This is a genomic window from Roseateles chitinivorans (assembly GCF_002761755.1).
Lineage (GTDB): Bacteria > Pseudomonadota > Gammaproteobacteria > Burkholderiales > Burkholderiaceae_C > Roseateles > Roseateles chitinivorans.
Map to the genome: position 1 here is coordinate 1 of NZ_PEOG01000103.1, position 13143 is coordinate 13143.

Below are 13143 nucleotides of genomic sequence, written 5' to 3' on the forward strand. Positions count from 1 at the left end.
ATGAGCAGAACCTGTTCGTCAGCGTCAAGCATCACGAGGTGCCGTGGATCGGCTTCGAGAAGCGGGTCGAGGTCGAGAGCCTGGACAACGACTGCTGGCAGGTGACGCTGCACTTCGGCTTCAAGAATTGCTGAGCGCGCCGGCGCGCGCCCAGGCCATCGGCCAGCAGGCGCGCGAGCGGGTGCTGCGCCAGTTCAGCTGGCAGGCCCATCTGGCCAAGCTCGACGGCTATCTGCCGCGGGGGCAGGCCGCATGAGCGCCACCACCCCGTCCGCATTGCGCCAGCCCGGCCTGCCCCAGGCCTGGCGCCGCCCGCTGGCGGTGCTGGTGCTGCTGGCCATCGCGCTGCTGCTGCTGTATCGGCAGACGGCGCTGGGCATGGTCACGATCTGGTGGCGCTCCGGCACCTTCACCCATGCCTTCCTGGTGCCGCCGATCGCGCTGTGGCTGGCCTGGCGCCGGCGCGGGATGGTCGCGCCGCTGGCGCCGCGGCCGGTGCCCTGGCTGGCGCTGCCGATCGCGCTGCTGGGCGCGGTCTGGCTGTTCGCCGACTTCGCCGCGATCAACGCCGTCACCCAGTTCGCGCTGGTGGGCATGCTGGTGCTGCTGGTGCCTGCGGTGCTGGGCTGGCGGGTCGCCCGCGAGATGGCCTTCCCGCTGGGCTTCCTCTTCTTCTGCGTGCCGGTGGGCGAGTTCCTCCTGCCGCAGCTGATGGACTGGACCGCGAAGTTCACCGTCATCGCGCTGCGGCTCAGCGGCTTGCCGGTGTACCAGGAAGGGCTGCAGTTCATCATCCCCAGCGGCCAGTGGTCGGTGGTCGAGGCCTGCTCCGGCGTGCGCTACCTGATCGCCTCGGCGATGGTGGGCACGCTCTACGCCTACCTCAGCTACCACTCGACGCGCCGCCGCCTGGGCTTCATCGCCTTCGCGCTGGCGCTGCCGCTGGTGGCGAACTGGGCACGCGCCTACCTGATCGTCATGATCGGCCACCTGTCGGGCAACACGCTGGCGGTCGGCGTGGATCACCTGATCTATGGCTGGCTGTTCTTCGGCGTCGTGATGCTGGCGATGTTCCTGGTCGGCGCGCGCTGGGCGCAGCCGGAGCTGCCGCTGGTGCCGCCGGCCCGCGAGACCGCCGCGCCCACCGCCGCCGGCTGGCCGGCCACGGTGGCGGTGCTGCTGGCCGTCGCGCTGCCGCTGGCGGCCGGCGCCTGGCTGCGCCAGGGCCATTCGGCGCCGATCGCCGGCCCGCCCCCGCTGGCCGCCGCGCCGGGCTGGCAGGACCAGGTGGTGCCGTCCGATGCCTGGGTTCCGGATTTCGAGGGCGCCAATGCCGCGTCCCATCAGCAGTTCACCGGCCCGGCGGCCGGCGCGCCTCGCGTGGGCCTGCACCTGCAGCTCTATCGCGACCAGGACTATGAGCGCAAGCTGGTCAGTTCCAGCAATGCCGTCGTCGCCGCCGAGGACAAGCAATGGGCGGTCACCGGCCACGGGCAGGCGAGCTTCGAGCCGGCCGGCGCCCCCGGCGCGCCGGTGCCGATGCTGACGACGCAGGTGCGGGCGTCGTCGCTGGATGCGGTGACCGCGCCGCGGATGCTGGTGTGGCATGTCTACTGGATCAACGGTCGGCCGATGACCAGCGCCTGGCGCGCGCGCCTGTGGGGCGCGCTGGAGCGCCTGCGCGGCCATGGCGACGATGCGGCGCTGGTGCTCGTCTACACCGACGCCGACGAGCAGGCACCGCAGCGCCTGGAGGACTTCCTGCGCCAGCACTGGGGCGCGATCGACGCCGGGCTGCGCCGCGTCCGCGACGCCGGTGCCGCGGGTGCCGGGAGGACCGGCCCATGAGCGCCGATCTCAGCCTGGCGCGCGCCCGCGACGCCGCCGACGCGCGGCCGCTGGTGCTGCATGTGATGTACCGCTTCGACACCGGCGGGCTCGAGAACGGCGTGGTCAACCTGATCAACCACATGCCCGCGGATCGATACCGGCATGCGATCGTGGCGCTGACCGAGGTGACCGACTTCCGGCAGCGGCTGCAGCGCGACGACGTCGCCTGCCTGGCGCTCAACAAGCCGCCGGGGCAGGGCTTCTGGCTTTATCCGAAGCTGTACCGGCTGTTCCGCGAGCTCAGGCCCGCGATCGTGCACAGCCGCAACCTGGCCGCGCTGGAGGTGCAACTGCCCGCATGGGCCGCGCGCGTGCCGGTACGCATCCACGGCGAGCACGGCCGCGACGTCGGTGACCTCGACGGCCGCAACCGCGCCTACCAGCGGGTCCGGCGCTTCTACAAGCCCTTCGTGTCGCACTACATCGCGCTGTCGCGCGACCTGGGCGACTACCTGACCGGTCCGGTCGGCGTGCCGCCGGCGCGGGTGAGCCAGTTCGTCAACGGCGTGGACACCCAGCGCTTCCAGCGCGCCAGCGTCGAGGCCATTCCCGGCTGCCCCTTCGACCCGGCCGCGCACTGGCTGATCGGCACGGTCGGCCGGATGGCGCCGGTGAAGGACCAGCTGATGCTGACGCGCGCCTTCATCGCGCTGATCGGGCAGGCGCCGGCGCTGCGCGCCACCGCGCGGCTGGTGCTGATCGGCGAAGGCCCGCTGCGCGCCCAGTGCCAGGCGCTGCTGGACGAGGCCGGCCTCACCGAGCTGGCCTGGCTGCCGGGCGAGCGCACCGACGTGCCGGCGGTGATGCGCGGATTGCATGTCTTCGCGCTGCCGTCGCTGGCCGAGGGCATCTCCAACACCATCCTCGAGGCGATGGCCAGCGGCCTGCCGGTGGTGGCGACCGAGGTCGGCGGCAATGCCGACCTGGTCACCCGCGACGAGAGCGGCCTGCTGGTACCGGCCGCCGCGCCCGAGGCGATGGCGGCGGCGCTGCTCGCGCTGGCGCGCGATCCGGCGCGGGCGGTGGCGATGGGCGAGGCCGGCCGCGCCCGCGTGGAGCGCGACTTCAGCATGCGGGCCATGGTCGCGCGCTACCAGGGCCTGTATGACACGCTGCGCGGCCACAATGCCGCCAGCCACAAGAACTGACACGGGACACCACCATGTGCGGAATCAGCGGACTGTTCGACACCCGGGGGCGGCGCGACTTCGATGGCGCGCTGATGCATCGCATCAACGACTCGCTGCATCACCGCGGTCCGGACGAGGGCTCCATCCACCTGCAACCGGGCCTGGCCTTCGGCCACCGGCGGCTGTCGATCATCGACATCGCCACCGGCCAGCAGCCGCTGTTCAACGCCGACCACTCGGTGGGCATCGTCTTCAACGGCGAGATCTACAACTACCAGCAGCTCACCGATGAGCTGACCGCGCTGGGCTACCGCTTCCAGACCAAGAGCGACACCGAGGTCATCGTGCACGCCTGGTCGGCCTGGGGCGAGGACTGCGTGCACAAGCTGCGCGGCATGTTCGCCTTCGTCATCTGGGACCAGGCGCGGGACCAGCTCTTCATGGCGCGCGACCGGCTCGGCGTGAAGCCGATGTTCTACGCGCTGCTGGACGACGGCACCCTGGTCTTCGGATCCGAACTCAAGGCCCTGCTGGCGCATCCGGCGATGAAGCGCGACATCGTGCCGCAGGCGGTGGAGGAGTACTTCGCGCTGGGCTACGTGGCGGAGCCGCGCACCATCTTCCGCCAGGCGCTCAAGCTGCCGCCGGCGCACACGCTGGTGATCAAGCGCGGCGATCAGCGCCTGGGCCAGCCGCGCCGCTACTGGGACGTCAGCTTCACGACCGACAACAAGATCGACGAGGTCCAGGCGCAAGAGGAACTGACCCGCCGCCTGCGCGAGGCGGTCAAGCTGCGCCTGATCTCGGAAGTGCCGCTGGGCGCCTTCCTGTCGGGGGGCGTGGACTCCAGCGCGGTCGTCGCGATGATGGCCGGCGAGACCAACGGGCCGGTCAAGACCTGTTCGATGTCCTTCGACGATCCGCAGTACAACGAGTCCGAATTCGCCCAGATGGTCGCGGACCGCTACCAGACCGACCACCATGTGGAGATGGTCCAGAGCGACGACTTCGACCTGATCGACACCCTGGCCCGTCTGTACGACGAGCCCTACGCCGACAGCTCCGCGATCCCCACCTACCGCGTCTGCCAGCTCGCGCGCAAGCATGTGACGGTGGCGCTGTCGGGCGACGGCGGCGACGAGAGCTTCGGCGGCTACCGCCGCTACAAGCTGCACATGATGGAAGAGCGCATGCGCGCCAGCCTGCCGCTGGGGCTGCGCAAGCCGCTGTTCGGCACGCTGGGCCGGCTCTATCCGAAGGCGGACTGGGCGCCGCGCGTCTTCCGCGCCAAGACCACCTTCCAGGCGCTGGCCCGCAACTCGGTGGAGGCCTACTTCCACACGATGTCGGTGATCCGGGACAACGAGCGCCTGCCGCTGTACAGCGCGCGCTTCAAGTCCGAGCTCGGCGGCTACAACGCACGCGAGCTGTTCCTCGACCACGCCGAGCGCGCCAACACCGACGATCCGCTGGCGCTGATCCAGTACATCGACCTGCAGACCTACCTGGTCGGCGACATCAACACCAAGGTGGACCGCGCGTCGATGGCGCATTCGCTGGAGGTGCGCGAGCCGCTGATGGACCACCCGCTGGTCGAGTGGCTGGCGACGCTGCCCTCCCACCTCAAGCTGCGCGGCGGCGAGGGCAAGTACCTGTTCAAGAAGACGCTCGAGCCGCACCTGCCGGCCGATGTGCTGTACCGGCCCAAGATGGGATTCGCCGTGCCGCTGGCGCGCTGGTTCCGCGGGCCGCTGCGCCAGCGCGTGCGTGGCGCCTTGCTCGGCGGGCCGCTGGCGGACTCGGGCATGTTCGACCTCAAGACCGTGGGCGCGATGGTCGAGCAGCACGAGAACGGCAGCCGCGACCACAGCACGCCGCTGTGGACGCTGCTGATGTACGACGCCTTCCTGCGCAACGTGATGGGCGCCTCCTCGATGCGGGAGGCCGCTTGACGGGCGCGGCGCAGCAGACGGCATGAAGATCCTCTATCACCATCGCACCGCGTCCAAGGACGGGCAGGCGGTCCACATCGAGGAAATGATCGGCTCGCTGCGCGCGCTCGGTCATGAGGTCCGCGTCGTCGCGCCGGGCGGCGAGTCCGCGCCGGAAGAGAAGTCGAAGATGGGCGACGACGCCGGCTGGGTCCACCGCCTGCGCGCCAAGCTGCCCAAGTTCGTCTATGAGCTGCTGGAGCTGGCCTATTCGCTGGTGGCCTACCGGCGCCTGGCCGCGGCCGCACGCGAGTTCCAGCCCGACCTGATCTACGAGCGCTACAACCTCTACCTGCTCAGCGGGCTGATGCTCAAGCGCCGCACCGGCCTGCCGCTGCTGCTGGAGGTCAACGCGCCGCTGGTGGACGAGCGCGCCCGGTTCGGCGGCCTGGCGCTGCCGCGTGTCGCGCGCTGGGCGGAGGACACCGTCTGGCGCGGCGCCGACGCGGTGCTGCCGGTGACGCGGGTGCTGGGATCGATGATCGCCGCGCGTGGCGTGCCGGCCGAGCGCATGGTGGTGATCCCCAACGGGATCAACGAGGCCCACTTCGACGCCGCTCCCGCGCCGGAGGCGGCCAAGCGCGCGCTGGGCTGGGACGATGCGCTGGTGCTGGGCTTCACCGGCTTCGTGCGCGACTGGCACGGCATGGACAAGGTGATCCGCTGGATGGCGACCGCGGCGGCGCCGGCCAAGGCGCGGCTGCTCGTGGTCGGCGACGGCCCCGAGCGCGACAACCTGGAGCGGCTGGCACGGGAGCTGGCGCTGGGCGAGCGGGTGCGCTTCACCGGCGTGGTCTCGCGCGACGAGGTGCCGCGCCATGTGGCCGCCTTCGACATCGCGCTGCAGCCGGCGGTGGTGGCCTATGCCTCGCCGCTCAAGCTCTTCGAGTACCTGGCGCTGGGCAAGGCCATCGTCGCGCCGCGCACGCCCAACATCGAGGAAGTGCTGGACGACGACCTGAACGCGTTGCTCTTCGATCCGGCCGAGGCCGGCGCGCTGGAAGCGCGTCTGGCGCGGCTGGCATCGGACGAGGCGCTGCGCCGCCGGTTGGGCGAGGGCGCCCGTGCCAGCATCGGCCGCCTGCATCTGACCTGGCACGGCAACGCGGAGCGCGTGGTCGCGCTGGGCCAGTCGCTGCGCGCCGGCCGCGGCGTGCCGCAGGCCGCCAAGCCCGCCGACGTGCCCGACGTGAACGACGTCAACGACGTGAGGGCCTGAGCATGCTCAAGCTGCTGACCTTCTCGACGCTGTATCCGAGCGCGGCGATGCCCAGCCACGGCATCTTCGTGGAGACGCGGTTGCGCCACCTGGTGGCCTCGGGCCGGGCCGTGTCGCGCGTGATCGCGCCGGTGCCCTGGTTCCCGCTCAAGGGCGAGCGCTTCGGCGAGTACGGCAGGTTCGCCGCCACCCCGGCGCGCGAGTCGCGCCATGGGTTGGATGTCGAGCATCCGCGCTTCATCCGGCTGCCCAAGGTGGGCATGAGCAGCGCGCCCTACACGCTGGCCTGGAGCTTCCTGCGCGCGGCCAGGCGGCTGCAGGCGCAGGGCGACGACTTCGACCTGATCGACGCGCACTACTTCTATCCCGACGGCGTGGCCGCGGCCTTCGTGGCCAAGGCCCTGAACAAGCCGCTGGTGATCACCGCGCGCGGCACCGACATCAACCTCATCCCCGAGTACGCCTTCCCGCGCAAGCTGATCCTGCGCGCGGCCGACCAGGCCGACGCGATGATCACCGTCTGCGAGGCGCTGAAGGACGAGTTGATCGCCCTGGGCGCCGACGCGGCCAAGGTGACCGCGCTGCGCAACGGCGTGGACCTGGCGCTGTTCCATCCGGCCGGTCGCGACCAGGCGCGCGCTGCGCTACAACTGGCGCCGGATCGCTTCACGCTCGCTTCGGTCGGCCATCTGATCGAGCGAAAGGGCCATGAACTGGTGATCGGCGCGCTGGCCGAGCTGTCCGATGTCGATCTGCTGATCGCCGGTGCCGGTCCGGAGGAGGGCGCGCTGCGCCGCCTCGCGGAGCAGCTGGGCGTGGCCGCGCGGGTGCGCTTCCTGGGCGCCTTGCCGCAGGCGCGCCTGCGCGAGGTCTATGCCGGCGTGGACGCGCTGGTGCTGGCCTCCAGCCGCGAGGGCTGGGCCAACGTGCTGCTGGAGGCGATGGCCTGCGGCACGCCGGTGGCCGCTTCGAAGGTCTGGGGCACGCCCGAGGTCGTGGCCGCGCCCGAGGCCGGCGAACTGATGCCCGAACGCACCGCCGCCGGCGTGGTCGAGGCGGTGCGCCGGCTGCGCGCCGCGCCGCGCGACCGCGCCGCGACGCGGCGCTACGCCGAGCGCTTCAGCTGGGAGGCGACGACGCAGGGCCAGCTCGATCTGTTCCACCGCATCCTGGCCGCGCGGCGGTCGCCGGAGCTGCGCCATGCGTGACCTGCTGATGCTGGGCCTGTTCGCGGCCCTGATCTACAAGACCTTGAAGGACCCGCTCTGGGGCGTGCTGGGCTGGGTCTGGATGGGCGTGATGAACCCGCACCGGCTGGCCTACGGCTTCGCGCACGACGCGCCGTGGTCGATGCTGATCGCGTTGACGCTGTTCCTGAGCCTGTTGATCCATCGCGACAAGCTGGTGAAGTTCCCGGTCAACGCGGTCACGATCCTGCTGGGGATCTGGATCGTGTGGATCGGCGTGTCGCCGCTGCTGTTCTCGTTCTATCCCGACAAGGAGATGCACTTCTGGTCGCGCGCCTTCAAGGTCCTGCTGATGGTGCTGGTGTCGCTGCTGGTGGTGCAGCGGCGGCGCGACCTGGACTGGCTGGTGCTGGTGCTGGTCGTCTCGATCGGCTACTACGGCATCAAGGGCGGCGTGTTCACCGTGCTGTCGGGCGGCTCGGCGCGGGTGTGGGGGCCGGAGGGTTCCTTCATCGAGGACAACAACTCGCTCGCGCTGGCGACCATCATGACGGTGCCGCTGATCCGCTACCTGCAGCTGCAGTCGACCCGGCGCTGGCAGCACCACCTGGCGACGGCGGCGATGCTGCTGTGCATGGCCTCGGCGGTGGGCTCGCAGTCGCGCGGCGCCTTCCTGGCGATCGTGATGATGTCCTTCTTCATGTGGCTGAAGAGCCGCAACAAGCTGCCACTGGCGCTGGTGGTGCTGGTGGCCTTGCCGCTGATCTTCGTCTTCATGCCGGACAGCTGGACCGACCGGATGGAGACCATCAAGACCTACGACCAGGACGCGTCGGCGATGGGCCGGATCAACGCGTGGCAGATGGCCTGGCGGCTGGCGACCGACCTGTTCCCGTTCGGCGGCGGCTTCACCGTGGCGGGGGCGGCGGTGTTCGCGAAGTATGCGCCCGATCCGTCGATCCCGCTGACGGCCCACAGCATCTACTTCCAGGCGATGGGCGAGCACGGCTTCCTGGGGCTGGCGCTCTTCGTCGGCATCTTCGCGATGACCTGGCGGATGGCCAGCGCGACGATCCGCGCCAGCAAGGCCGAGCTGGACCTGCAGTGGGCGCGCGACCTCTCGGCGATGTGCCAGGTGGGATTGATCGGCTATGCCACCGGCGGGGCCTTCCTGAGCCTGGTGTATTTCGACCTGCCTTACTACCTCGTGCTGATCGTCGTGGTGGTGAACCGGATCGTCGCGTCCGAGATGGCCCAGCGGAAGAAGGCGGCGATCGCCGCGGGCCAAGCGCCGCGCGACGTCCATTCGCCGTACTGGGGGAGCGCCTGATGCTGGCGGGGCTGAGCCTGCTCGGCTGGCCGCGCGGCGAGCGGGCGCTGAGCATCCTGATCTATCACCGGGTGTTGCCGTCGCCGGACGCACTGCGCCCCGGCGAGATCGACGCGGCGCGCTTCGAGGCCCAGGTGGCGTTCCTGTCGCGTCACTTCACGCTGATGACGGTGAGCGACGCCGCGGCCGCGCTGCGCGAGCGCCGCCTGCCACGGCGCGCGGCCTGCATCACCTTCGACGATGGCTACGCCGACAACTGGACGGTGGCGCATCCCATCCTGGCGCGGCACGGCGCGCGCGCGACGGTGTTCGTGGCCACCGGCTACCTCAACGGCGGCCGCATGTTCAGCGACACGGTGATCGAGTTCGTGCGCCGCGTGCCGGGTCCGGTGCTGGACCTGGCGGCGGTGGGCATGGGCGTGCATCCGTTGACGACGGTGGAGGAGCGCCTGAAGGCGGTGTCGGCGCTGCAGGTGCAGCTGAAGTACCTGGCGCCGCAGGAGCGCGAGGCGCAGCTGCGGCGGATGCTGGCGGCCTTGCCGGTGGGCGCGATGCCGGACGACCTGATGCTCACCGACGCCCAGTTGCGGCAACTGGCCGACGCGGGCCATGAGATCGGCGGCCACACGGTGGACCACACGGTGCTGACGACGCTGACGCCCGACGGCGCGCGCGAGCAGGTCCGCGCCGGGCGCGACCACCTGGCCGCGCTGCTCGGCCGGCCGGTGCGCAGCTTCGCGTATCCGAACGGCCGGCCGGTGCGCGACTACGACGCGGGCCATGCGGCCATGCTGCGCGAACTCGGGTTCGAAGCGGCGGTGAGCACCGCGGCCGGCGTCGCATTGCCCGGCGCGGATTGCTTCCAGTTGCCGCGCTACACGCCCTGGGGCCGCTCGACCGCGATGTTCGCGGCCCGCATGATGCGCAACGCGCGGATGGGCGGGCCGGCAGCGGTCGTCTGAGCGCGCGATCGATGGCGCGCGACAGCGTGCGCCAGAGCCCGCCAGCAGGCGGGCGCAATCACGCAAAGTAGTGAATCACGCGATCGTGGGCGCGGCGCAACGAGCGACCTGCCGACGCCGCCCCGCTGACATCCACCGGGCGCTGGCGGCCCAAGAATGGGCGGCCTGGAGGTGATTCATGCTGCAAGTCCTTCACCGCATTCTTGACCGCGTCCGCCCCGTGCCGGGACCTGAGAACCGCGCCGGCCCCGCGATCGACGAGCGGATCTTCCACCGGCCGGCGCTGGCCGAGGACCTGGCCGCGAGCCTGATGTCGCGCTCCTATGCGTCCGGAATGTTCCTGACCGCGCCCCGCCGCACGGGCAAGAGCACCTTCATCCGCCATGACCTGATTCCCGCGCTCGAGCGTCAGCACCGCGCGCTCGTCCTTTATGCCGATCTCTGGGAACACCGTGCCGAGGACCCTGGCGCAGTGATCGTCGGACTGGTGGCCTCGGCGCTGAAGGCGCGCACCTCCGCGGCGCAGCGCTTGCTGGAGCGGTTCCGGCTGTCCCGGCTGAAGGTGCCCGGCCTGGAACTCGACATGGACAAGGCCCCGCCGGCGCCGGCGCTGCAACCCTCTTTGCGCCAATCGCTGGAGCGCCTCTCGAACCTGACCCGGCGCACTGTCGTGCTGATCGTCGACGAAGCCCAGCACACGCAGACGACGGCCTACGGACGCGAAGTGATGTTCATGCTCAAGTCGGCGCGCGACCAGTTGAGCAATCGGGAGTTGTTGATGTTCCGGCTCCTGATGACCGGCTCCCACCACGCGAAGATCGAGCGGCTGGTCCGCTACAAGCACGAGGCCTTCTACTGCGCCCCATTGAAGGCGATGCCGACCTTGGGCGGCGAGGACTACTTCGAATGGGAGCGCGCGGCCCATGCGCCGGCCTTTCTCCCCGCCCTCGAAGCCATGAGCCAGGCCTTCGAGATCTGCCTGCGCCGGCCGGAGGTCTTCCACATCGCCTGTCAGGCCGCCAGCGCCCATGTCGGGAATCGCGCGGAGACCCAGGAGCAACTGCTGTTGCGGATGGCGCGGCAGCAGATCGGCGCCGAGCGGCAGGAGTTCCTGCATCGGCTGATGAGGCTCGATCCGCTGGACCAGGCGGTCCTGCGCTCGATGGCCGAGGCGGGACCGTCCTTCGCGCCGTTCTTCCCGGCGGCAGGGGCGCGAATCTCGACCTTGCTGGCCACCATGCCCGGGATGCCGGCGCGAGGCACCGCGCCCGACGACATCCGTGCCTCGCTCGCCCGACTCTGCGAGGCGAACCTGGTGTGGTCCGGCGATGGTCCTTACGTGTTCGAGGACGCGCAGGCAGCCGTGTGGCTGAAGGAACTGGAGTTCTCGAGACTCACAGCCGATAGTTCGGCCGCCGGCCGCGCAGCCACTGCTCCAGCATCATCAGGATCCACACCATCTCGCCGTAGTACCCGGGGTGCTCCGGCAGCCGTTGCTTGAGCAGGCTCTCGATGAAGGCCGGCCGGATGATCCCGCGCGTGGCCAGGCTGCCCAGCGAATCCTCCGCCAGCGCGCGCAACTGCGCGTCGCGCGTCGCCCAGACGCCGAAGGGCAGGCCGAAGCCCTGCTTCTTCTTGACGATGATCTCGTCGGGAAGGAAGCCGCGCAGCGCCTCCTTGAAGAACCAGCGCAGCTTCAATCCCTTGAGCTTGTAGTCCGCCGGCAGCCGTTCCGAGAACGCCAGCAGCTCATCGTCCAGCATCGGGAAACCGACCGAGGTGCCCGCCAGCGACGTCGTGCCCACGACCTTGGGCAAGTCGGTGTCCGCCAGGGTGTAGCGCCAGTCGAAAGCCAGCATGCGGTCGACCAGCCGGCCGGTCTTGATCGCGTTCCATACCTGGCGCTGCTGCTTCTGCGGACCGAGCGGGTCGACGCGTCGCAGGAAGTCGGTCTCCAGCACCTCGCCCAGGCCCAGCCGCGTCAGCAGGTTGTAGCTCTGCAGGCGGTCGGGCATCGGCACGCGGGCCTGGTCGATGTAGCTCGCGCCCTTCTTCAGCAGCGGCAGCTGGCCGATCGGCGACCCGAACACCGGCTGCAGCACGAAGTCCCGCAGCGGCCCCGGCACCTGCCCATACCAGGAGAACACCGTCTGCTTGGCGTAGCGGGTGTTGCCGCCGAAGAGCTCGTCGCCGCCGTCGCCGGCCAGCAGGTGCCGCACGCCGTTGTCGTGGGCGCGCCGGGCGCAGTAGTAGGCCGGCAGCGCCGAGCTGTTGCCGAAGGGCTGGTCGTAGTGCGTCGCGACCTTCGCGATCCCGTCGACCAGGTCCTTGGGCGTCACGTAGTACTCGTGATGCCGGCAGCCGAAATGCTTGGCCGCGATGCGCGCGAAGGCCATCTCGTCGTAGCCCTCGGCTTCGAAGCCGATCGAGTAGGTGTCCGCCGGCCGGCCCGCGACGCGGCTCAGCATGCCGGCGACCGTCGAACTGTCGGTGCCGCCGCTCAGGAAGCAGGCCGCGTCCGGCGCCTGCATCGCGCGCTGCACCGAGCGCTCCAGGATCTGCCGGAACTCGTCCTTCAGGTCCTCGAGCCGCGGCGCCGGCTCGGCGCGGAAGGTCGGCGTCCAGTAGGGCAGCACGCGCAATTCGCCGCGCTCGAAGAGGCCCACATGCCCCGGCGGCAGGCGGAAGATGTTGCGGAACACGGTCCGCGGCGACGGGATCACATGGAAGTAGAGATAGTCGAACAGCGCCTGCGGATCGAGGTCGGCCTCGTCGCCGGCCAGGTCGTCCGCGCGCGGGGCGACCTGCAGCTCATGCCCGACGATGCGGTAGCACAGCGGCTCGAGGCCGAAGCGGTCGGTCGCCAGCACGGTGCGGCCGCCGGGCTGCCGCCAGGCCACCGAGAAGCGGCCGCCGACCTGCGCCAGCGCCGGCACCGGATCGGTCGCCGACAGCAGCGTCTGCCAGGCGGCGTCGCGGTGCGCGGCCGGGGCGTCGGCGGGAAGGCCCGGCAGGGCCGGTTGTCCGGTGGAGAGGAAAAGGGCGGTGCTCGTCATCGTTCTGGGCGGTCCGGGGTCCGACCGCGGTGCGGGAAGGTTGCACGCGGGCTGGGCGATTCTGTCGTGGAAACGCGGCGCTTCCACCGGCGCGGACCCCTGGGTTCGCGGGGAGCGCAGGCCCGGTCCGCGTCCCGGCCATGCCGCACAATCGCGGCCTGCCCGCCGCCGGTGGCGGGTGCTGGAGCCGGTTTGCAGATTCACTGGATGCCCCACGCGCTGAACCCGGCCTACGCCGGCGTGCGGCTGCGCTGCCTGATGCCGAGCCGCGAACTGCGCCGCTCGGGCCTGGCCTCGCGCGTGCTGGATCCGGCGGCGAGCTCGCCGGCGCTGCCGTCCGACGGCGTGCTGGTGGTGCAGGCGAAGTGGCTGCTGGAT

The 13143-nt window shown here is 70.7% G+C and carries 10 protein-coding genes and 1 pseudogene; 10 read left to right on the forward strand and 1 reads right to left on the reverse strand.

What is annotated here, in order from left to right; genetic code table 11:
* The 10 genes and pseudogenes from CS062_RS27465 to CS062_RS23530 all read left to right on the forward strand — a co-directional run.
* Positions 1 to 128, forward strand: a pseudogene (locus CS062_RS27465) (KUP/HAK/KT family potassium transporter); the annotation flags it as partial.
* Positions 128 to 256, forward strand: coding sequence for a glycosyltransferase (locus tag CS062_RS27110; protein ID WP_233218228.1), 129 nt, complete (start codon positions 128 to 130; stop codon positions 254 to 256). The pseudogene CS062_RS27465 and the gene CS062_RS27110, both read left to right, overlap by 1 nt.
* Complete coding sequence (gene xrtA / locus CS062_RS23495) at positions 253 to 1848, forward strand: exosortase A (RefSeq protein WP_099864150.1); 1596 nt, start codon at positions 253 to 255, stop codon at positions 1846 to 1848. Before CS062_RS27110 ends, xrtA begins: the two co-directional genes overlap by 4 nt.
* The gene (locus tag CS062_RS23500) at positions 1845 to 3038 is read left to right on the forward strand and encodes a TIGR03088 family PEP-CTERM/XrtA system glycosyltransferase (protein ID WP_099864152.1); all 1194 of its coding nucleotides are present in this window, start codon (positions 1845 to 1847) and stop codon (positions 3036 to 3038) included. The genes xrtA and CS062_RS23500 overlap by 4 nt, the downstream gene beginning before the upstream one ends.
* Before the next feature lie 14 nt (positions 3039 to 3052).
* Positions 3053 to 4972 carry an XrtA/PEP-CTERM system amidotransferase gene (locus CS062_RS23505; protein WP_099864153.1) on the forward strand — a complete coding sequence of 640 codons (1920 nt, stop codon included), beginning with the start codon at positions 3053 to 3055 and terminating at the stop codon, positions 4970 to 4972.
* A 22-nt stretch (positions 4973 to 4994) separates the two neighbouring features.
* A complete protein-coding gene (locus CS062_RS23510) occupies positions 4995 to 6230 on the forward strand; it encodes a glycosyltransferase family 4 protein (RefSeq protein ID WP_099864155.1) in 1236 nt (411 codons plus the stop codon).
* Positions 6231 to 6232: 2 nt separating this feature from the next.
* The gene (locus CS062_RS23515) at positions 6233 to 7438 is read left to right on the forward strand and encodes a glycosyltransferase family 4 protein (RefSeq protein ID WP_099864157.1); all 1206 of its coding nucleotides are present in this window, start codon (positions 6233 to 6235) and stop codon (positions 7436 to 7438) included.
* Entirely contained in the window at positions 7431 to 8747 is a 1317-nt protein-coding gene (locus CS062_RS23520; protein ID WP_099864159.1) for a putative O-glycosylation ligase, exosortase A system-associated, read from the forward strand. Before CS062_RS23515 ends, CS062_RS23520 begins: the two co-directional genes overlap by 8 nt.
* On the forward strand, positions 8747 to 9709 hold the full coding sequence (locus CS062_RS23525) for a polysaccharide deacetylase family protein (RefSeq protein WP_099864160.1): 963 nt from the start codon (positions 8747 to 8749) through the stop codon (positions 9707 to 9709). Before CS062_RS23520 ends, CS062_RS23525 begins: the two co-directional genes overlap by 1 nt.
* A gap of 334 nt (positions 9710 to 10043) precedes the next feature.
* Entirely contained in the window at positions 10044 to 11210 is a 1167-nt protein-coding gene (locus CS062_RS23530; RefSeq protein WP_143742480.1) for a hypothetical protein, read from the forward strand.
* Here the strand turns inward: CS062_RS23530 and CS062_RS23535 are convergent.
* Positions 11104 to 12765, reverse strand: coding sequence for an asparagine synthetase B family protein (locus CS062_RS23535; protein ID WP_099864163.1), 1662 nt, complete (start codon positions 12763 to 12765; stop codon positions 11104 to 11106). The two genes, CS062_RS23530 and CS062_RS23535, sit on opposite strands and share 107 nt — an antisense overlap.
* Positions 12766 to 13143: the final 378 nt, after the last annotated feature.